Source organism: Abiotrophia sp., from assembly GCF_057275535.1.
The window spans coordinates 20,001-41,734 of the sequence record NZ_DBHIRJ010000001.1 but is presented as its reverse complement, the minus strand read 5'-3'; the positions used below and the strand labels follow the sequence as shown (position 1 = coordinate 41,734).

Annotated in this window: 16 protein-coding genes; 14 read left to right on the top strand and 2 right to left on the bottom strand. The window is 46.5% G+C overall.

Annotated features, from left to right (window positions below):
* The first annotated feature begins 134 nt into the window (after positions 1 to 134).
* The 4 genes from ACO53F_RS00205 (at position 135) to ACO53F_RS00190 (ending at position 7,739) form a co-directional block, all read left to right on the top strand.
* Positions 135 to 1,781, top strand: a complete 1,647-nt coding sequence (locus tag ACO53F_RS00205) for a peptide ABC transporter substrate-binding protein (protein WP_485136862.1) — start codon at positions 135 to 137, stop codon at positions 1,779 to 1,781.
* Positions 1,782 to 1,995: 214 nt separating this feature from the next.
* A complete protein-coding gene (locus ACO53F_RS00200) occupies positions 1,996 to 3,741 on the top strand; it encodes an oligopeptide ABC transporter substrate-binding protein (protein ID WP_485136861.1) in 1,746 nt (581 codons plus the stop codon).
* A 274-nt stretch (positions 3,742 to 4,015) separates the two neighbouring features.
* Complete coding sequence (locus ACO53F_RS00195; protein ID WP_485136860.1) at positions 4,016 to 5,767, top strand: oligopeptide ABC transporter substrate-binding protein; 1,752 nt, start codon at positions 4,016 to 4,018, stop codon at positions 5,765 to 5,767.
* A gap of 223 nt (positions 5,768 to 5,990) precedes the next feature.
* Complete coding sequence (locus tag ACO53F_RS00190; protein ID WP_485136859.1) at positions 5,991 to 7,739, top strand: oligopeptide ABC transporter substrate-binding protein; 1,749 nt, start codon at positions 5,991 to 5,993, stop codon at positions 7,737 to 7,739.
* A gap of 105 nt (positions 7,740 to 7,844) precedes the next feature.
* On the opposite strand, the gene ACO53F_RS00185 is transcribed toward ACO53F_RS00190, so the two are convergent.
* Positions 7,845 to 9,593: an oligopeptide ABC transporter substrate-binding protein gene (locus ACO53F_RS00185; protein WP_485136858.1), complete on the bottom strand. Its 1,749-nt coding sequence runs from the start codon at positions 9,591 to 9,593 to the stop codon at positions 7,845 to 7,847.
* A 200-nt stretch (positions 9,594 to 9,793) separates the two neighbouring features.
* Here ACO53F_RS00185 and rnc point away from each other — a divergent pair, with 200 nt between their 5' ends.
* The 8 genes from rnc to ffh all read left to right on the top strand — a co-directional run bounded on the left by rnc (position 9,794) and on the right by ffh (position 18,973).
* Positions 9,794 to 10,531: a ribonuclease III gene (gene rnc / locus ACO53F_RS00180; RefSeq protein WP_485136857.1), complete on the top strand. Its 738-nt coding sequence runs from the start codon at positions 9,794 to 9,796 to the stop codon at positions 10,529 to 10,531.
* A 3-nt stretch (positions 10,532 to 10,534) separates the two neighbouring features.
* Positions 10,535 to 14,089 carry a chromosome segregation protein SMC gene (gene smc, locus ACO53F_RS00175; RefSeq protein WP_485136856.1) on the top strand — a complete coding sequence of 1,185 codons (3,555 nt, stop codon included), beginning with the start codon at positions 10,535 to 10,537 and terminating at the stop codon, positions 14,087 to 14,089.
* A 38-nt stretch (positions 14,090 to 14,127) separates the two neighbouring features.
* Complete coding sequence (locus tag ACO53F_RS00170; protein ID WP_485136855.1) at positions 14,128 to 14,937, top strand: Cof-type HAD-IIB family hydrolase; 810 nt, start codon at positions 14,128 to 14,130, stop codon at positions 14,935 to 14,937.
* A gap of 37 nt (positions 14,938 to 14,974) precedes the next feature.
* Positions 14,975 to 15,997, top strand: a complete 1,023-nt coding sequence (gene ftsY / locus ACO53F_RS00165) for a signal recognition particle-docking protein FtsY (protein ID WP_070755486.1) — start codon at positions 14,975 to 14,977, stop codon at positions 15,995 to 15,997.
* Between the two features lie 156 nt (positions 15,998 to 16,153).
* Complete coding sequence (locus ACO53F_RS00160; protein ID WP_485136854.1) at positions 16,154 to 16,588, top strand: hypothetical protein; 435 nt, start codon at positions 16,154 to 16,156, stop codon at positions 16,586 to 16,588.
* 131 nt (positions 16,589 to 16,719) lie between these two features.
* A complete protein-coding gene (locus ACO53F_RS00155; RefSeq protein WP_070755488.1) occupies positions 16,720 to 17,091 on the top strand; it encodes a metal-dependent transcriptional regulator in 372 nt (123 codons plus the stop codon).
* Positions 17,092 to 17,100: 9 nt separating this feature from the next.
* Positions 17,101 to 17,421: a YlxM family DNA-binding protein gene (gene ylxM, locus ACO53F_RS00150; protein ID WP_485136853.1), complete on the top strand. Its 321-nt coding sequence runs from the start codon at positions 17,101 to 17,103 to the stop codon at positions 17,419 to 17,421.
* A 76-nt stretch (positions 17,422 to 17,497) separates the two neighbouring features.
* Positions 17,498 to 18,973, top strand: a complete 1,476-nt coding sequence (gene ffh, locus ACO53F_RS00145) for a signal recognition particle protein (RefSeq protein WP_303885727.1) — start codon at positions 17,498 to 17,500, stop codon at positions 18,971 to 18,973.
* Positions 18,974 to 19,029: 56 nt separating this feature from the next.
* Here the strand turns inward: ffh and ACO53F_RS00140 are convergent, their stop codons facing one another.
* Positions 19,030 to 20,232, bottom strand: coding sequence for an NADH-dependent flavin oxidoreductase (locus ACO53F_RS00140; RefSeq protein WP_485136852.1), 1,203 nt, complete (start codon positions 20,230 to 20,232; stop codon positions 19,030 to 19,032).
* Between the two features lie 150 nt (positions 20,233 to 20,382).
* Here ACO53F_RS00140 and ACO53F_RS00135 point away from each other — a divergent pair, with 150 nt between their 5' ends.
* Positions 20,383 to 21,390 carry an LLM class flavin-dependent oxidoreductase gene (locus tag ACO53F_RS00135; RefSeq protein ID WP_485136851.1) on the top strand — a complete coding sequence of 336 codons (1,008 nt, stop codon included), beginning with the start codon at positions 20,383 to 20,385 and terminating at the stop codon, positions 21,388 to 21,390.
* Positions 21,390 to 21,728 (top strand): glycine cleavage system H family protein, encoded by a 339-nt coding sequence (locus ACO53F_RS00130; protein ID WP_298077138.1) that lies wholly within the window; start codon positions 21,390 to 21,392, stop codon positions 21,726 to 21,728. Before ACO53F_RS00135 ends, ACO53F_RS00130 begins: the two co-directional genes overlap by 1 nt.
* The last annotated feature ends 6 nt before the right edge of the window (positions 21,729 to 21,734 follow it).

Sequence of the window (21,734 nt, the reverse complement as noted above, 5' to 3'; positions counted from 1 at the left end):
GAAGGAAAGGGTGACATCATAATGTAGTATAGTCTTTCGCTATAGTATATTATAGTAAAAGCATCTTTGACTATCACTAATAAAAGTCTTAAACTAGTCCCTAACATATCTTTTAGCCCTAAGGAGGTTGACTTATGACTAGAATCAAGACTATTTTCCGTGCCTTACTAGCGCTTGGACTTACTGCCAGCACGCTACTGCCAGCTCAACAATCGACGATATCAGCGCAAGAGGTAACCCTTAACCCTGCCGTTGAGCAAAAACTAAGTATTCCAGCCCCGTCTGAGTTGGCCACCTTAGATTCTGGCCTCTACTCAGATATCGCTAGTATGGATGTGATCGGGCAAGTTTTTGAAGGCCTCTATCGAATTAAAAATGCGCAGGAAGTAGAACTAGGTCAGGCAGCTTCCGTTAAGGTCAGTGAGGATGGCTTAACTCATACCTTCACCCTGCGTGATGACATTTATTGGTCCAATGGTGATCCAGTCAAAGCACAAGACTTTGAGCTGGCCTTCCGGCGTCTAGCGGATCGTCAAGCTGGTACGAGCGTGACCTCGATTGAAATTCTTAAGAATGGGGCGGCTATCCGCAATGGTGACAAGCCTGTGGAAGAATTAGGGGTCAAGGCCATTGATGATAAAACCCTGGAACTAACCTTGGAATACCCCGTGCCGGCCCTAGCTAAGATCCTAACAGGATCTCGCTATATGCCGATTAACAAAGCCTTCTTCCAAGAAAAAGGGGATAGCTATGGGACCACAGCAGATAATGTGGTGACTAATGGGCCCTTTACGATTCAAGGATGGAATGGGACCAACCTGGAGTGGGACTTAGTTAAAAATCCTCAATACTGGGATGCTAGTCATGTTTATCTGACACAGGTGCATCAACAAGTCATTAAGGAGAATTCGACTGGGGCAGATTTATTTGATAGCAATCAGTTGGACTTTACGACCTTGTCCGACCAATTTGTCCAAGAATACGCAGGTGCGCCAGACTTCCACAGCATTCCCAAAGCGACCATCGGTTACCTGAGCTTTAATACCACTCGTCCAAGAACAGGCAATGCAGCACTTCGTCGGGCTATTGCTCAGGCATTTGATAAGCAAGTCTATGCAGATTCCGTTATTCAGGATGGCTCTCAGCCACTCAACAACTTAGTGCCAAAAGCCTTTGATGTCAATGAAGCAGGTGAGGATTATCAAGACAAGGCAGGCCCAATGTTGACCTACGATGTCCAAGCAGCACAAGCAGATTGGGCTAAAGCTAAGGAAGAACTAGGCCAAGAGACGATTGAGTTACAGCTCCTGACGTCGGATGTGGGCCTCTCCAAACGTACTGCCGAATTCCTCAAGGAAGAGCTGGAGAAGAATTTACCAGGTCTCAAGCTAAGCGTCCTATCGGTGCCACTTAAGAATCGTCTGGAGATTCAGCGTAAACTGGACTACGATATTTTCTATGGGACTTGGACTCCTGAATATCAGGATGCGGTCAACTTTATTGAACAGTATAAGACGGGTGGCGGGACTAACTTCGCCAAATATGCCAACCCTGAATTTGATAAGTTAGTCGAATTAGCTCGCAATGACTATGCCAAAGACCCTGCCAAGCGTCGCGAGACCTTAATTGAGGCAGAGAGAATTTTAGTCAAAGAAGATGGCGTGGTCGCACCTATCTATCAAGCTAGTGCAGCCTACTTACTCAAGCCGAAGGTTAAGCAATTTGAAGTATTGCCTTTTGGCCGATCCAATAACTTACGTCCAGTTTATATTGATGAGTAGGGACATGAAGACTAACAACCTTGCATGTATTTAAGGATGATTTGTCTACCAAAATTCACTTTTTCTGTCCAAATAGAGTCAGATTTGACCTAAATAAATTTTTCCCTACAAAAACATGAATATAAAGTGAGAAAATTATAATAAATCGCTTGCTATTCTGAGTTAAAAAGGGTAGAATAAGGTCATATAAAATATTATCCATTGGGGGTACAATATGAAGAAGTCTATGAAGAAGAGCTTAGCTTTAGTAGCTGCTGCTTTTACGGTAGCTGGTGCTTTTGCGCCAACCTTGGCCCACGCTGAAGGTGCTAAATTACCAGAAGTGGTAGATAACGAAGGCACACCAATCTCAGGTGGGACTTTGAAAGTTGCCTTGGTCGGGGACCCATTTGCGGGTGTCTTAAGCCAACTCTATTATGAAACAGGTCCGGATGGAGATGTCGTTGAGAACTTTACAACTGGTTTATACAGTTTTGATGAGAACTTTGTCATCACTAATGATGGTTTTGCAAAGCTGACCTTTGATAAGGACAACAAGAAAGTAACCATCAAAATCCCTGAAAACACTAAATGGGATGATGGCGAGCCATTAACTATCGATGACGTTATCTATCCTTACTATGTTGTAGGTCACAAAGACTACACTGGGATTCGTTATGGCGATGACTTTGAGAACGTTGTAGGGATGGCAGAATACCATGAAGGTAAAGCTGAAGAAATCTCAGGTCTTAAGCGTGTTGATGACTGGACCTTAGAAGTATCCTACAAGGAATTCCCAGCTGGGATGTTACAAGCAGGGGGCGGTGTTTCTCAATATATCGCACCTAAGCACGTTCTTGAGAAAATTCCAATTGCTGAACAAGAAGATTCAGATGCAGTTCGTAAGAACCCAGTAGGGAACGGTCCTTTCCGTGTTAAATCCATTACACCAGGGGAATCTGTTACTTTCGAAGCCAACGAATACTACTACAAAGGCAAGCCAAAAGTAGATGGCATGCAATTAGATGTAGTCAACCCTTCGACTGCTGTTTCAGAAATGAAGGCAGGTAACTACGATATCGCTAAGTTGTCTTCTGATGAATACCCAACTTATGCGGACGCAACTAACTTCAAGACCTTAGGTCACTGGCAAAACGCCATGAGCTACATCGGTTTCAAGATGGGTAAATGGAACGCTGATAAGAAGGAAGTTGAGTACGACCCAAGTCGCGTTGTCTCTAATAAAGCTCTCCGTCAAGCTATGGGTTACGCTGTTGACAACGATGCAATTGGTCAGAAGTTCTACAACGGTTTACGTACACGTGCTAATACCACTATTCCTCCTGTCTTTAAGGGCTACAATGATGGTTCTATCGAAGGTTACACCTACCAACCAGAAAAATCTAAACAGATCCTTGCAGATGCTGGGTTCGTTGACAAAGACGGTGACGGTTTCGTAGAAGATCCAAACGGTAAGAGCTTCACCCTTAAATTTGCTTCTATGCAAGGGGGCGCAACTGCTGAACCAATCGCTCAATACTACATCGACTCTTGGAAACAAGTAGGGATTAACGTTGAGCTTGTGGACGGTCGTCTCATGGAATTCAACGCCTTCTATGACTTGCTCAAGACTGACGGTGACGTTGATGTCTACCAAGCAGCCTTCGGGGTAGGTGGGGATCCAAACCCAACTAACTTGTTTGGCCGTAAGGCAGCCTTCAACTACACTCGTTGGGCAACTGAAGAGAACGACAAGCTCTTGGATGCTTTAGGTTCTACTGAATCCTTCGACGAAGCATTCCGTAAGAAAGCCTTCACTGACTGGCAAACATACTTCACTGAAGAAGCACCTGTTGTTCCAACTCTCTTCCGTCAAGAGTTAGTGTCAGTTAACAACCGTGTGAAACACTTTGACTTCAAAGTAGGTTCAACATTTGACCTTTCTGAAATCGAATTGACTGCTGATCAACCAGTTAAATAATTCAGATTAATGAAAAGAGACTAGGACATTTGTCCTAGTCTCTTTTGCATCTGAGCAAGTTAAGAGGGGATTTTAACAAGAAAAATAACAAAAGAATTGATTGATTCAGAAATCGTTACCATATCCTTTATCAAGCGGTTTACTTAAGCTTTAATATGAGTATATGATAAGCTGAAGATGAGAGAACGATGAAGAAATCTCTTGATATTTTCTCAGTTATCAGTTATAGTATCCTTAATCGTAATGACTAAGCCAATATGAAGGAGGAAATCTTATGAAAAGTCGTATTAGCAAGTCCTTGACTGCATTGGTAGCAGGATTATCTGTAGTCGGCATGTTGGGCCCTTGGGCAAGTGCTCAAGCTCAAGATGCTAATTTATCTACAGTAATCGATAATGAAGGGACACCGATTTCAGGTGGGACCCTCAAGTATGCCATGGTTGGGGATCCCTTCTCAGGTGTTCTATCTCCGCTTTACTCCGATAACGGCAAGGACTATGAAATTGTTGCGATGTTCTCTCCTAACTTGTTTGGGAATGACGCCAACTATAAGTTAGATGACTCTGGCTTTGGTAAAATCAAGTTCGACAAGGATAACAAGAAGGTAACTATCACCATTCCGCAAGGAACTAAATGGGATGATGGCGAGCCAATCACTATTGAGGATGTTATCTATCCATACTATGTCATCGGTCACAAGGACTATACGGGTGTCCGTTATGGTTCTGACTTCCAAAATGTCGTGGGGATGGAAGAATATCACGCAGGTACGACCGATACTATTTCAGGTTTGAAGAAGGTTGATGATTATACCTTAGAAGTGACTTATAAGGAATTCTCCAACTCTATGCTACAAGCTTGGGGTGGGGTGAGTAACTATCTAGTTCCTAAACATGCCTATGAGAATATTCCAATTAAGGAACAAGTAGACAGTGACCTTGTGCGTAAGAATCCGGTTGGTTTTGGGCCTTTCAAGGTTAAGTCCATTACACCAGGTGAATCTGTCATCTTAGAAGCCAATGAATACTACTACAAGGGTAAACCTAAGATTGACAAAGTTCAAATGGATGTAGTCAACTCTTCAACCGCTGTCTCTGAGATGAAAGCCGGCAACTATGACGTAGCTAGTCTACCTGCCGATTCTTATAGTACCTATAAGGATGCTACTAACTTCAAGACTATTGGACAAGTAGAGAATACAGTTCAATACCTTGGTTTCCACTTAGGTAAATGGAATGCTGATAAGCAAGAAGTTGAAGTAGATGAAAGCAAGATTGTCAATAACAAGAGTCTGCGACAAGCCATGGGCTATGCTGTGGACAATGGCGCAATCGGTCAGCGTTTCTATGAAGGGTTACGTTGGCAGGCCAACTCGCCAATTCCGCCAACCTTTAAGGATATTGCGGATAGCAGTCGTGAAGGCTATACCTACCAACCAGAAAAAGCCAAGCAAATCTTAGCCGATGCTGGATTCGTAGACAAGGATGGCGACGGCTTCGTTGAAGATCCTAAGGGTAATCAATTTAGCCTCAAGTACTTGGCCATGTCAGGGACTGATGTGGCTGAGCCAATTGCCCAATATTATGTAGATGCTTGGAAGCAAGTCGGCATTAATGTCGAACTCTATGAAGGTCGTTTGCATGAGTTTAACTCCTTCTATGATCTCTTAGGGACGGATGCAGACATTGATGTCTTCTCAGCCGCTATGGGCTTCGGCGGGGATCCTAACCCAGCCTTTATGTTTGGTCGTAACGCCCAATTCAACTATATGCGTTATGCTAGTGATCAAAATGATAGCTTACTCAAAGACATCCGCTCTGATGCTTCCTTTGACGCGGATTACCGTAAGGAAGCCTTCAAGAAATGGCAAGACTTCATCATGGATGAAGTCCCAATGGTGCCAACTCTCTATCGTTACCAGTTAACATCCTTTAACAACCGGATTAAGCACTATGATGCAACTCCAGGGGTTGACTTCGACTGGAACCAAGTAGAATTAACGGCCGATTCACCAATCAAGGAATAGGCGTCTAAGAACGCACAAGAGGCTGGGATTATCCCAGCCTTTTTTGTCATTTCTGGGGATGATGGCCTAGTAATTCTGAGTGTTGAGTGGCCTTTTAATGGCTAAAAGCATCGGAATATGATACAAAAATTAAAAATAAGTGAAAAAACTATTGCTTTTCAATATGAAAAGGAGTATAGTAAACTCAATAATTAAATGACACCTATGTTTGGAGGAGAAAAACATGAACAAAACTTTGAGAAAAAGTCTTACCCTTATGGCTACGGCCTTTTCTGTCGGCGCCATTATGGTGCCTTCAGTGACAGCTGTGGCTGAAGGCGATTTGCCCTTATCTGTTTCTAACGAAGGAACAGCCATTGAGGGTGGAGTATTCAAATATGCCTTAGTTGGGGATCCCTTCTCTGGCGCACTCAGCAGTCTTTACGCTGAGAAATCTAATGATATGACCATTACTGGTTTTATCAACCCAGGCCTCTACGGTTATGATGGCGACTATAAGATTGACGATTCTGGTTTGGCTAAGTTGACCTTTGACCAAGCTAACAAGAAAGTCACCATCAAGATTCCGGAAGGGGTGACCTGGACAGATGGCCAGCCCCTCACCATTGAGGATGTTATCTATCCATACTATGTAGTAGGGCACAAGGACTATACCGGTATCCGTTATGGTTCTGACTTCAAGAACGTTGTCGGGATGGAAGAATACCATGAAGGTAAGTCTGACACCATCTCTGGTCTTAAGAAGATAGATGATTACACCTTAGAGATTAGCTATAAGGAATTCTCAGCTTCCATGCTCCAAGCAGGTGGTGGGGTATCCTCCTACGTCGAACCTAAGCACATCTTAGAGAAAACACCAGTCAAGGATCTTGAAGATAGCGAACAAGTTCGGACAAATCCAGTCGGCTTCGGGCCTTTCAAGGTTAAATCCATTACCCCAGGTGAGTCTGTTGTCTTCGAACGTAATGACAACTACTACAAAGGCAAGCCTAAATTAGCAGGCCTACAAGTCGATGTGGTCAACGCCTCAACGGCTGTGTCAGAAATGAAGGCAGGTAACTATGACTATGCGTCATTACCAGAGGATGCTTACAACACATATAAGGATGCAAGCAACTTCAAGACCTTAGGTCGTCTGACAAACGTCTACAGCTACATTGGTTTCCATGTTGGGACTTGGAATAAGGAAAAAGAGCAAGTACAACCAGATGACAGCAAGCCAGTGTCCAATAAAGCGCTCCGTCAAGCCATGGGTTACGCCATTGATAATGATGCCATTGGCAAACGTTTCTACGAAGGCTTACGGGTGCGGGCAAACTCTCCAATTCCATCCATGTTCGCAAGCTACAACGATGGTAGCATCGAAGGTTACACCTACCAACCAGAGAAGGCTAAACAGATCTTGGCTGATGCCGGCTTTGTCGACAAAGATGGCGATGGCTTCGTGGAAGATCCTAAGGGTAATAGCTTCAAGCTGACCTTCGCTTCTATGTCAGGTTCTGATGTAGCTGAACCAATTGCACAATACTATGTTGATGCTTGGAAACAAATTGGGGTGAACGTTGAACTCTATGAAGGTCGTTTGCTTGAGTTCAACACCTTCTACGATCTCCTAGATAAGGACGCAGATATTGATGTCTTCCAAGCTGCCATGGGGGTAGGGGGCGACCCAAACCCATCTACTCAATTTGGTCGCGACAACCAGTTCAACTCTATGCGTTGGGCAACTGACGAAAACGATAAGCTCTTAGCAGCTATTAACTCTGATGCAGCCTTCGAAGATGCAACCCGTAAGAAAGCCTACGATGAATGGCAAAAATACGTAATTGAAGAAGCGCCTGTTATTCCAACGCTCTACCGTCATACCCTTGTTTCAATTAACAATCGGGTCAAGAACTATGATATTACCCTAGGTTCTGGGACTGAATGGCAAGATGTAGAATTGACTGCTGATCAACCGGTCAAAGAATAAGACAAAAAAGATGCAAGGACTTTCTAGTCTTGCATCTTTTTTGCTTGAAGAAAAATAATAGGCTAGGATTACATGCGGTAATCCTAGCCTAGGGCAGTAGCCGAATTATTTGATTGGTTCGTCAGCCGTCAATTCTAACTGCTCGATCCCGAAGCTTGTGCCGGTAGCAACATCATAGTGTTTAACACGGTTGTTGACAGAACGGATACCGTAACGGTAGAGGTAAGGAATAGCAGGAAGCTCTTCGTTGGTGTAAGCTTGCCATGCGTGGAAGGCTTCCTTACGGTAGGCTTCATCGAAGGCCTTGTCAGAAGAGAGGGCTTCTAGCAATTCTTCGTTCTTGTCGTCAGCCCAACGTTCGTAGTTAAATGGTGCTTTCTTACTATAGAAACCAGTTGGATTTGGGTCACCACCGGTACCCCAAGCCCCTTCGAAGACATCAAAGGATTGATCATCGCCACGGAGCATTTCAGCATAGGAGTTAAAGTCATAGAGACGACCGTCTAACAATTCGACATTAATCCCTACTTGCTTCCAAGACTCAACGAAGTAGGACCAGAGTGGTTCAGCAATATCACTTGAGCTACGAGCTAAGAATTTGAGGGTGAATGGCTTACCGTTAGGATCTTCTACGAAGCCGTCGCCATCTTTGTCGACAAAGCCCGCATCAGCTAAGATTTGTTTAGATTTTTCTGGGTCATAAGTAAAGCCTGGAAGATCTGAAGCGTGCACGCTCTTGAAGAGGGAAGGAATCAAGGTGTTGGCACGGAAGCGGAGGCCGCTGAAGAAGCGTTGACCTACAGCATCTGCATCGAAGGCGTAAGCCATGGCTTGTCGTAAAGCCTTTTGTTGGATGACCTTGCTAGTGTCCATCTCAACTTCTTCCTTCTCCTTGTTCCAGCTACCAAACTTGAAGCCAATGTAGGAATAGGTGTTTTCAACTGTCCCAATGGTCTTGAAGTTGGTGGCATCCTTAAAGGTGTCGTAAGCATCAGTTGGCAATTCAGCCAGGTCATAGTTACCAGCTTTCATTTCAGCTACGGCGGTAGATGGGTTGACCACCTCAATGACAGCACCGTCAACTTTTGGTTTGCCCTTGAAGTAGTATTCGTTGGCTTCTAAGACAATGGCTTCACCTGGTGTGATGGATTTGACGCGGAATGGGCCCATGCCGACTGGATTTACGCGTACTTGGTCGCTATCGGCAATATCCTTAACGGCAATCTTGTCATAAATATGTTTAGGTTCTACATATGGAGAAATCCCGCCCCCAACTTGCTTCATAGAAGCTGAGAAGGTTTGATAGCTGATTTCTAAGGTATAGTCGTCAATTTTCTTAAGACCTGAAATAGTATCCGTCTTGCCTTCGTGGTAGTCTTCGATCCCGACTACGTTCTTGAAATCTTCTCCGTAACGAATCCCAGTGTAGTCCTTGTGAGCGACAATATAGTAAGGCGCGATGACGTCATCAATGGTAAGGGGTTGGCCATCTGACCATTTTTGGTCTTTACGAATGGTGATGGTCACTTTCTTGTTCTCTGGATCTAGTTTGGCACTTGCTAAACCGGTATCCTTGATTTGAAGGTTTTCGTCATATTCAAAGAGCCCAGTGTTGATGTAGCCTACGACGCTTAAGTCAGTCGCTTGGTCAGCGACTAAAGAGCTGAAGGCGCCAGCAAATGGTTCGCCAGCAACCTCCGCAATTTTCAAAGTGCCACCTTGAATAGGGGTCCCTTCGTTGTCGACGCTTGTCTCAAGCGCAACTTGCGCATTAACTGCAGGGCTGATGGTCCCTGCCAAGGTAAAGGCAGCCAAGCCTAAAATCGCTGCTTTACGCAGTACGGAATGATTCATTTATATTCCTCCACAAATAATTATAAGATACTGTAACAGTTTACTCCTATTTTCAAGCCTTTTCAAGGCAATATGAGCGAATAGCCTATGTTAAATTACTATTAGACCTTATAGTTTTAGATTATAGCTCGACTTCCCTTTGTCAAAAGGGGGTCAAACGTGATAAAATAGATAGGATGAAAGAGAGGAGGTGAATGGCTATGAATCGGACCATTCGTGTAATAGAAAAGCAGTTGAATCTGACTTTCAATAAGCCGGAATTAATTCAACAAGCCTTTCGCCATACATCCTATGCAAATGAACAAGCCAGACGCCATTTGCCGCATTATGAGCGCTTGGAATTTTTAGGAGATGCCGTTTTAGAACTACTATCCAGTGAATTTCTCTATCACAGCTATCCAAACTTACCCGAAGGCAAATTAACTCGTATGAGAGCTCAAATCGTACAAGAGAAGAGTCTGGCCTACCTAGCCCGACAACTTAAGTTCAACCATTTTCTCCAATTAGGTAAGGGAGAAGAGTCCAGCGGTGGTCGGGAGCGTGACTCGATTCTAGCTGACTGCTTCGAAGCGGTTCTCGGCGCAATCTATGAAGATCAAGGCTTAGAGGTCGCAAAAGACTATCTCAACCAGGTCATGTTCAGTCAACATCAACTCTTGCTAGGCAGAGTAACTCAAGACCACAAGACCCTCTTCCAAGAGCGAGTTCAAAAGCAAGGGGCGGTTCAGATTGACTATCGTCTCAAAGATAAGCAGGGGCCTGCCCACGACCAAATTTTTACCGTAGAGCTCTATGTTAATGACCAGCACATTGCCACTGGACAGGGATCTAGCAAGAAGCAAGCCGAAATGCAGGCGGCAGAACAGGGCATGGCATCCGTAGATCCAAAAACCGGCAGCCTCAAGTTGCCAGATTCAACTATTAGAAAGGGAGGTTAAGCCTTGTATTTAGCACGTATTGAAATGACAGGTTTTAAGTCTTTTGCCGATAAGACTGTCATTGAATTTGACCGCGGCATGACGGCGGTCGTCGGCCCTAATGGGTCGGGCAAGTCTAACCTCTCGGAAGCTATTCGTTGGGTCTTAGGGGAACAATCCGCTAAAAGCCTACGGGGCAATAAGATGGAGGACGTCATCTTTAACGGGACCCAAGCCCGTAAGGCGGTCAACCTAGCCAAAGTCACCCTGGTACTCAATAACGAAGACCGTTACTTGGACTATGATTTTAGCGAAATTTCCATTACGCGTTCCTATAACCGTAATGGGGAATCTCAGTACTTCATTAATAATGAAGCAGTTCGCCTCAAGGACATCGTCGACTTACTCCTAGACTCTGGTTTGGGTAAGAACAGTTTTGCCATGATTTCCCAAGGTAAGGTGGAGTCCATCTTCCTCAATAAGCCGGAAGAACGCCGTTCTATTTTTGAAGAGGCGGCAGGGGTCCAGAAGTATCAATTCCGTAAGCAAGAAGCTGAGCGCAAACTCAGCAAATCCAGCGACCACCTTAGCCGGGTACGGGACATTATTCATGAGTTGGAGCTCCAACTCAAGCCGCTCAAGCAACAACAGGAAGCAGCCTTGCTTTATTTGGAACAGAAGGAAGCCCTCAAGCAATTAGAGATTTCCCTCTATGTCTATCAGGTTGAACAATATCGTGATGCCTGGCAAGCGGCCAAGGCTAAGAACCAGGCCCTTAGCCAAGAATTAGCTCAAGTAACTGCCCAGTTAGAGGCCTTAAGCACTCAACTGGAGCAAGAACAAGCCAGTTTAGAGGATTATATCCAACAAATTGATCAAGCATCAGAGCGCAACCAAGCCCAGGTTCAAGTCATTGAGCAGACTAGGGCCAAACAACAAATGCTGGATCAACAAATCCAGTTTAATACCTCCAATTTACAGGAGAAGCAACTGAGCTACCAACAACATCAAGCGGAGGCTCAAGCTCTAACTGAGCGCCTATCAGCCTTGAAGGAAGAAGAAGGCAAGGTTCAGTTAGAACTTGCAGAAATTAAGCAACATCTGGCCAAGCTGGAATCCGAGCGATCCAGTCTTGCGGGTCTGTCTGAAGACCAGGCTGAGCGCCTGCGAGCAGACTTAATTGATGCCTATCAGGCTGAAGCCAGTGCTAAGAACCAGTTAGCTCACCAAGAGCAAATTAAGCAACAAGCCCAAGCACGTCTGGCTCACTATCAAGCTCAGGCCGCTCAAGCCCAGGCGGATCAAGGAGACTTAGAGAGTCAGTACCTGGAGGCTCAGGAACGCTACGAAAGCAGCCGTGAGGCTCAAGTCAGTGCCCGCCAAGCCTTTCAGACCCTCAATGAGCAGTTACGTCAAGGCAATAGCCAGCGTGAAGCCTTGCAGGCCAAGCTCTTCCAATTTGAGCGCCAAAGCCAGATGCTGGATGCTAAGGTCCAATCCTTGGCCCAGCTGCAAGCAGACTATGCGGGTTATTACGCAGGCGTCAAAGCCATTATGAAGCGTAAAAAGCAATTGCAGGGAATTGAAGGCACAGTGGCGGACCTGATTAAGGTACCGGCTGACTACCAAGTAGCCATTGATACGGCCCTAGGTGCTAGCGTCCAACACGTAGTAGTCACAGATGATGCAGCTGCCCGGGCGGCCATTGCCTACCTCAAGCAAGCCCAAGCAGGGCGTGCTACCTTCCTGCCTCGTGCTAGTATGAAGACCCGCCATCTAGGCGCTGGGCAAATCCAAACAGCTAGCCAGACAGCTGGTTTTATTGGCCTAGCTTCTGATTTAGTGGAGTTTGACCCAGCAAATCAGATCATTGTGGCCAATTTGTTAGGGACTACCTTGGTCTGTGACCGAATCGAAGCTGCCCAAAGCCTTGCCAAAGCTCTTAAGCATCAGGTCAAGATTGTCACTCTGGATGGAGAAGTTCTCATGCCGGGTGGTTCCATCACCGGTGGACGCCAGAAGCAACAAACTAGCTCCATGTTAGCTCGTAACCAAGAGTATGAAGCAGCCAAGGCCGACTTGGCGCAAGTCATCAAAGAGCGAGCTCAAGCGGAAGCTGAATGGCAAGCTTTCCAAGTCCAAATTCAAGACTTGCAGGGACAGGTGGAAGCCGCTCGACTTAGCATGAGTCAGGCGGATTTAGCCTTCCAACAAGCTCAGGAAGGACTAGGTCACTTGGCTAGCCAAGTCAAGCATCAGTCCCAACATCAATTAATTGCCCAAGACGAAGTCAGTCAGCTAAGCCAGACTATTGCCAATGCGGAAGCCCACTATGAGCAAGCTCAGGAAGACTTAGTGGCAGCCCAAGCGGCCATTGCCCGTCTCAGTCAGGATTTACAACAATTGAACTTGAGCGAAGAGGATCGCCAACAGCAACTACAAGTTCTAGATGCCTCGCTATCCCATTACCGGACGCAAGAAGCCGTTAAGCAAGTAGAAGTGCGGCAGTTGCGACATGACCTGGCAACAGCTAAGAGTCAATTAGAGGAACGTCAGAATTTCCTTATGCAGTATGAGAATCTGGCAGATCAGAATTCTGCCGATTTAGCTGAATTAGAGCGTCAATCGGCTGATTTGCTAGAGCAATTAGCGGACTTAGAGGCCACGGCTCAGGAGCAACAGGCGGAACTGGCAGCATTAAGAGAAGCGCGGCGGGTTCTCAACGAGACCTATCGGGCTCATGAACAAGAAGATCGCCAACTCCAAGGTCAGCTTCAACAACTTTATAAGGATGAAGCGCGAGCACAGGCTCAGATTGAGAAAAATGAATCCCTGATTGATTCTCACTTGGATTATTTAAGCCAAGAATATCAACTGACCTATGAAGCAGCCAAGACAGAAGCTAGCCAGCTAGAAGATGCCAGTCAAGTCAGCCAACAAGTTAAGGAAATTAAGCGTCAGATTGACAATCTTGGTCCGATTAACTTGGCGGCCATTGACGATTATGCTGCCTTAGACGAGCGTTATACTCATTTACGGGAGCAAGAAACCGATCTTCTGACTGCTATGGGACAATTACAAGAAACCATGGATGAGATGGACGCGGAGGTAATCAAGCGATTCAGCGAGGCCTTCCATCAAATCAACCAACAATTCCAGAAAATCTTTAAGAAACTCTTTGCCGGTGGGGAAGCCGCCCTGCAATTGACTGATCCAAGTGATTTGTTGACAACAGGGATTGACATTATCGCCCAACCGCCAGGCAAGCGTAAGCAGCATCTAGCCCTCCTATCTGGGGGCGAGCGGGCCTTTACTGCCATTGCGCTCTTGTTTGCCATTCTGGAGACGCGTCCTGTTCCCTTCTGTGTCTTGGACGAAGTGGAGGCGGCCTTGGATGATGCCAACGTCTTCCGTTACGGCCAATATCTGCAGAACTTTACCGAGAATACGCAGTTCATCGTCATTACCCACCGTAAGGGGACCATGGAACATGCCGATGTACTCTATGGGGTCACTATGGAACAATCCGGTGTCTCCAAGTTGGCTTCGGTGCGCTTGAGTGAAGCCAACTACGACTAAGTGTTAGACTCAGACCCATATATAGAAGGAGGAAGGCTATGATTAAGCTAATTGCCATTGACCTCGATGGTACCTTACTCAATGCTCAAAAAGAAGTTTCCCAGGCTAATCGTCAGGCGCTAGCCTATGCTAAATCCAAGGGGGTCAAGGTGGTGCTCTGTACCGGCCGACCTTACTTTGCCATGAAGCATTTCCTAGCTGATTTAGGCTTGGTAGACCCAGAAGATTACATTGTGACCTTCAACGGTGGTATGGTGCAGAAGGCTCAAGATGGTCAGGTACTGGTCTCTAATACCTTAGGGACATCAGATGTCTTGGCCTGGTATCAAGTGACACAGGATTTGGATTTACCAATTAATGTCATTGATGCAGATCGACTCTATGAGCCGACTACCTATCCTGCAGGCTATCCATCCCTGTATTTGGAAAATGTCACCAATGTACCGAATGTGGTGCAGGATTATACAACCTTTGAGCCGGATCATACCTTTAATAAATTCGTCATTGTCACCACCCAGGAGCATTTGGATGCCCAAATTCCTAAGTTAGATCCAGCCTTCAAGGAACAATACGCTGTCTTCAAGTCGCGTTCCTTCTTCCTTGAAGTCATGAAAAAAGGCGTCAGCAAGGGCGATACCCTAGCTAAATTAGGGGAGCTCTTAGACATTAGTCCGCAAGAAATGATGACCATGGGGGACCAAGAAAATGATCTGTCCATGATTGAATTAGCAGGTCTAGGCGTAGCCATGGGCAATGCGACCGATCAAGTCAAGGAAGCCGCCCAATATGTCTCCTTGACCAATGAGGAAGATGGCGTAGCTCACGCTATTCATAAATTTATCGTATAAAACAAAAGTCAGCTAAGATTTAGAAAGGGGTGAACCCATGGGGTTATTTGATCGTATACGGCGTGCCTTTACCGGGGAAGATGCCGTTGTCAAAGAAGAAGAAGTAAAAAAAGAAGACCAGATAGTCATTGACTCCTATGACCAAGGGACAGCCAAGACCCGTCGCAACTTCACTGATATTATGACCAATCTCTTCACCAGCTTCCGCGAAGTGGATGAGGAGTTCTATGAGGACTTGGAAGAAGCCTTTATCGGGGCGGACGTTGGTTTTGCAATGACTATTGCCATTACCGATGCTATTCGTGATGAAATCGAACGGACAGGCGTTCACAAGCCAGAAGATGTCAAGCGCGTCCTCCTGGAAAAAATGGTTCAAGTCTATGAACGGGGTGGACAAAACCTGGTCTCTCTCAAGGAGAACCCAGATGGCCCTACCGTAATCCTCTTTGTCGGGGTTAATGGGGTAGGGAAGACAACCTCGGTCGGTAAGATTGGTTATCAGCTCAAGCAAGAAGGCCACAAGGTCCTGATGGCAGCTGCCGATACCTTCCGGGCTGGTGCTGTCGAGCAACTCAATGTCTGGGGCGAGCGTCTGGACATTCCAGTGGTAACGGGCAAGGCCCAAGGCGACCCTGCCGCTGTTGTCTATGATGCGGTTAAGAAAGCCAATGCGGAAGGCTATGACTATCTCTTAGTCGATACGGCTGGTCGTCTACAGACTAAGGCCAATCTCATGGAAGAATTGGCTAAGATCAAGCGAATCATTGAACGGGAAAACCCAAATGGCGTCCAAGAAGTCCTATTGGCTTTGGATGCAACAACCGGGCAAAATGCGCTTATTCAAGCTAAGCAATTCAATGAAGCAACTGAGATTACTGGCTTGGTGCTGACTAAGTTGGACGGGACAGCCAAAGGGGGCGTGGTCCTCTCCATTCGCTATGAATTAGATATTCCAGTTAAGTACATTGGTCTCGGTGAGAAGGCGACTGACTTGAAGAAGTTCGATGCCGAAGCCTATATGTATAGCTTGGTCAAGGATGTTCTAGAAGTAAAAAATTAAGATAGGGAGAGGTTGGGTCAGCCCAGCCTCTTTTTGTAATGGAGATGAAGTCGCTGCTATTTGGATTATCGCAATCTTAAGGAAAACTTTACTTGCGTGTGGGATTTTTTTAGGGTAGGATAGAATGTTAACAATCTATCTGTTTGAGGAGGCCCTATGCAAAAACAATCTTCCTTTAAGTTTGTCATTCAATATAATCTACTCTTATCCATCTTTGCTAGTACGGCCATTTCAGCCGCTATTTTAATAAAATATAGTCAGTTTTCTTGGGGACAGTTGGCTGTGGATACGACACAAGCCATTATTATCAGTGTCTTGGTCGGCGTGGGCTTTCCTTTTGACTTGATTACCAAGCCACTTAAGTCAACTCTGTCATTAAGCGGCTGGCCTTTGCGTTTGGCAACGAACGCCATGATTTGTGCGGTAGTCGCGGCGGCTGTGACCATCTATTTCAAGCTGCTGATCTTTGGCTTTGGGCCGGCAACTGGCCCTGCCTTCCTAGCCGATTATCCCTTGTCCTGGGCAGTTGGGGTAAGTGTGGCTTTTATTCTAGAACCTTATCTCTTATCATTTTTGCAAGCAGATAGCTAAAATAACCTAGTGCTCTTTGGGCACTAGGTTATTTTTACAACATTAAGACTTAGGCAGGCCTAATCTAGTTTGTCTTGACTCTAGAAACATGGTAAAATAAGACAAGAAGGATTAGGAGACGAGGTGTCGCAATGAAAAAAAGCCAAAGTCAAGAAGACTACCTTAAGTTCATTCACGAGGCAGGTCATGGCCAATATGTTTCTAACAAGGAAATTGCCACTGGTCTCAATGTAGCCCCCCCTTCGGTGAGTGAGATGATTACTAAATTAGCCCAAGAAGGCTTGGTTGCCTATAAGCCCTATAGCGGGGCCATGCTGACGCCTCAGGGCAAGAAATTAGCCATTGAATTAGTACGTAAGCATGAAATCTGGGAGTATTTCTTAGAGCACAAACTAGGCTATACTAAGACCGAAGTCCACGAATTGGCTGAGCTCTTAGAACACGCAACTTCAACGGATTTGGCCAATCGCCTGGCTGCCTATATTCAATATCCTGAAGGGTAGGCGTCTCTAATGGATTTAGCAAAAGTAATGCGGGTCAACCAGCTGCTTGGTTTTTACGGCGGGCTTCTGACTGACAAGCAACAGGCCATGCTAGGGCTCTACTATGAGGAAGATTTTTCCCTGGCCGAAATTGCCGGCCACTATGACATTAGTCGCCAGGCTGTCCGGGATAATTTGAAGCGGGCTGAGCAGATTTTAGAACATTATGAAGATCAGCTCCATCTCTTAGCACGTCGAGAGGCAAGACTAGCCTTGCTAGACCAGCTAGCCAGTCATACGGATGAGGCGGGTCAGGCTTTCCTAGCAGAAATACGGGCTATGGATCAGTAGCTTGATCCTGTAATTATGAACAAGATAAAATCAAAACATGGGGCTAGTTGAGTGCTAGCCAAGAAGGAGGAAAACAATGGCGTTTGAAGGATTATCCGAACGCTTGCAGAATGCCATTAGCGGCATTGGTGCCGGAGGTACCATTAGCGAAGCAGATTTAAGACAGATGATGCGGGAGATTCGTCTAGCCCTCTTAGAGGCCGACGTCAACTTCCAAGTGGTGAAGAGCTTTGTTAAGACAGTCAATGAACGGGCCTTAGGCTCAGATGTCTTGGCTTCTTTATCACCTGCTCAACAAGTAGTCAAGATTGTTGACGAAGAATTAACCGCCCTCATGGGTGGCGAACAGGTGCCACTTAACTTTGCGACTCAACCGCCAACCATTATCATGATGGCTGGTCTCCAAGGGGCCGGGAAGACGACAACCGTGGGTAAATTGGCCAAATACGTCCAAGCCCAAGGCAAGAAGCGTCCTTTACTGGTAGCGGGCGATATTTACCGTCCAGCGGCCATTGCCCAGCTCCAAACTATCGGCCAGCAACTAGGCTTTGATGTCTTTAGCTTAGGTTCTGATGTTAGCCCAGTTGAAATTGCCCGCCAAGCGGTTGCTCAAGCCCGTATACAAGGCAATGATGTGGTCTTAATCGATACGGCAGGTCGTCTGCACGTCGATGAGACCCTGATGGAAGAGTTACGTCAGATTAAGGCAGCGGTTAACCCGCACGAAATTCTTCTGACAGTGGATGCCATGACCGGTCAAGACGCGGTCAACGTGGCTAAAGCCTTCAACGATTCTCTGGATATCACTGGTGTGATTATCACCAAATTAGATGGGGATACCCGGGGCGGGGCGGCTTTATCGATTCGCTCAATCATTGACCGTCCAATTAAGTTCACCGGTCAAGGTGAAAAACTAGATGCCCTGGAGCCATTCTATCCAGACCGTATGTCTAGCCGGATTCTGGGTATGGGGGACATGATGACCCTGATTGAGAAGGCTCAACAGGAGTTTGATGAAGCCCGCGCCCAAGAGATGGCGGATAAGATTAAGGCCAACAGCTTTGACTTTAATGACTTTATCGAGCAAATGGACCAAGTCAACAAGATGGGCCCGCTCAAGGACTTGATTAAGTTAATCCCTGGGATTAACAAGATTCCTGGCCTAGATGAATTGGATGTCAACCAGAAGGATATGGCGCGTGTTAAGGCCATTGTCCTCTCCATGACACCAGCCGAACGCGAGAATCCAGATATTATCTCTCAGAGCCGTCGTAAACGGATTGCAGCTGGTTGTGGTCAGTCCTTAGCTGATGTTAACCGCATGATTAAACAGTTCAATCAGTCACGCGATATGATGAGCCAAATGTCTAATGGTAAGATGGGCGGTATGAAGAAAATGATGGCCCAACTCCAACAAGGCGGCGGTGGCTTACCAGGTATGGGTGGCGGCGGTATGAGCGATACCGACTTCATGACACCAGAACAGTTAGCTAAACGTAAGGCTGAAAAGGACTTACAACGCAAACTCAAAAAATTGAAGAAACGTCGTTAAGACAAGCAAAGAGGCTGGATATTCCAGCCTCTTTTTCTAGCTACATAATAGGAAGTTTAAACTTCTTTGAAGGTCTTATCACCCTTATAATTCTGCTCTAGCTTGCGGAATTGGTCGCGGGTATCTTGTGGCAGGGCCTGGCCGATATCCATCATGCGAACAATGTCCTTGAAGGCAGCTTGAGGAATAGCCAAGTCTGCCAAGTCTTCAGGACTAATCTGCAGATTGATTGGATTAGGATCTCCTGCAGCAAACTTATTGACAAAGTCTGGATCCGCCACAAAGGGAGTAGAAATCCCAACTAATTCAGCATGTTCTAAGACTTCTTGGGCCTTGGCAATAGAGTTAATGCCACCCGTTACCATGAGAGGGAGTCGACCGGCTAGATGCTCATGGACGACTTGGTTGATTAGACGGCCTTGATGGGGTCCCGCAGCTCTTACGCGGTTACGGAAGACATGCCGTCCCCAACTTGCCAGGCAGAGGTAGTCCAAGGGAACACGCTCTAAAATCCAATCCGTCACTTGATTGAATTCTTCTACTGTATAGCCCACTTCTTGGCCGCGCGTTTCCTCAGGCGTACAGCGATAGCCTAGGATAAAGCCAGGCGGCGCCAGTCGGTCCACGACCTCCATGATGGCATCCCAAATTTCTAAAATAAAGCGGGCGCGATTTTCTAGACTATCAGCCCCATATGCATCCGTCCGCTGGTTAGAGAAGGTAGATAAGAAGGACTGAGGCAGCAAACGTTGGGCACTGGATAACTCGATGCCGGCAAAGCCCGCTTGAATGGCCCGCCGCGTTGCATCCGCATAGTAGCCAATAATGGCCTTAATCTGTGACTGATCTAAGGCTTTGACTTGATGGGGGATAGGAGAATTCAGGGTCATTGGGCTGGGGCCGTAAACATAGCCCTGACGTCGCAGGTAGGGCTCCGCAAATCGCCCCGCGTGGGTCAATTGGATGAGCGCCTTGGCGCCATCTTGCTGCATAGCCTGAGCAAGTTTTGTCAAACCAGGAACACAGGCATCCTCAGCTAGACTGGGTCCAAATTCGAAGAGTTGTCCTTGGGGATGAATGTAGGCAGCCCCGGTGATTTGTAGGGGGGCAGACTGAGCTCGACGGCGTGAGTAGGCCAAGTCTTCTTCGGTAATGTGGCCTTGCGCGGTCGAGGAATTGGTGGTCATAGGTGAGAGGACGAAGCAATTAGCTAAGCTATGGGAACCTAGACTTTGTGGGCTAAGCAGGGGGGATGACATGTGAGACACTCCTTCAGCAGCTGTTCAATCAGCTAGCATAATCAGATACTTACACGTTAGCACGAAAAATTCTTCTGGTCAATCGCCATGAGTTGACAATCCCCTAGGTCTGATTGATAATAAAATTATTGATGAAAATGGAGGGGTCACATGTTATTAAGTGTTTTGGATTATGCCATGGTAGACAGTGGCCGAACAAGCCAAGAAGCCCTAAGGGAGACAGTGGCCCTGGCGCAATTAGCAGATGAATTGGGCTATCACCGATTCTGGGTGGCCGAGCACCATCAGGTGCCAGCCCTCGCCAGCGCTAGCCCAGAGCTCATGATTATGCATTTGCTAGGCAAAACGCAGCGTATTATGATTGGTTCGGGTGGCATCATGCTACCTCACTACCAGCCTTATAAGGTAGCAGAGTGGGTGACTACCCTCAGGTCTCTCTACCCAGGTCGTGTCAATGTGGGCTTAGGAAATAATCCAGGTACCAGCGCTGTCAGAGAATTGATGGGCACGGCTGAACTTAAGCGTTCAGATTATGCCCAGCAAGTGACGGATTTGGTTGAGTATTTGGCGGATCCAGAATCAGTTGGTTTGCACGCGGCAGGACCTAGCCAGGAGGCCTTATGGTTGCTGTCGGCTGGCCTTCACTCAGCCCAGTTAGCAGGAAGTTTGGGTCAGGCTTATGTCTATGGCTATTTCCTAGCACCTGGCAAAGACCCACTTGCCAGTGCCCAAGAAGCCTTAAACACTTATCGAGCTGCCTGCCAAGAAGCAGGCCACAAGCCGCAGGCTAGCTTGGCGGTCTTTGTGGTCTTAGGTCAGGATGAGACTCAGTGTCAGCAACTCCTATCAGCCTTAGACATCTGGCAACTGGGTAAGCAAGATTATGCTGAGTTCAAGACCTTTCCAACAGTCCAAGAGGCGGCCGCTTATCCCCTAAGCCAGGAGGACCGAGCACAGATAGAAATCAACCGCCAGCGTGTGGTCGTGGGCACCCTCGATCAAGTCAAGCAGCAGCTAGATGACTTGGCAGCTAGTCTAGACCTTGAGGAGCTGATGGTTATTCCCTTAGTGCCAGATATTAAAAATCGTCAAGCAACACTCCAGGCTTTAGCACAAGCCTATCAACTAAATAAAGACAAGAAATCGGAGGAATTATAATGAAGAAATTAGGTAACTATTTATGGGTTGAAAAAGAAGGGGATATCTACACCCTCAGCATGACCCCAGAATTACAAGACGATGTCGGAACGGTCGGCTATGTGGAATTTACCCGCCAAAGCCAAGTCGAGGCTGGCGACTCCCTCTTAAGTTTGGAAGCCTCTAAGACGGTCTTAGATATCTTCTCACCCCTGTCTGGTCGTATTGTGGAGCTTAACTCAGCTGCTCAAGATCAGCCAACCTTGCTTAACTCAGCCAATCCAGCAGAATCTTGGCTGGTGCGTTTGACTGATGTTGAGGAAGCAGCCTTCTTGGCCTTACCAGATCCGCTAGACTAAGAGAGG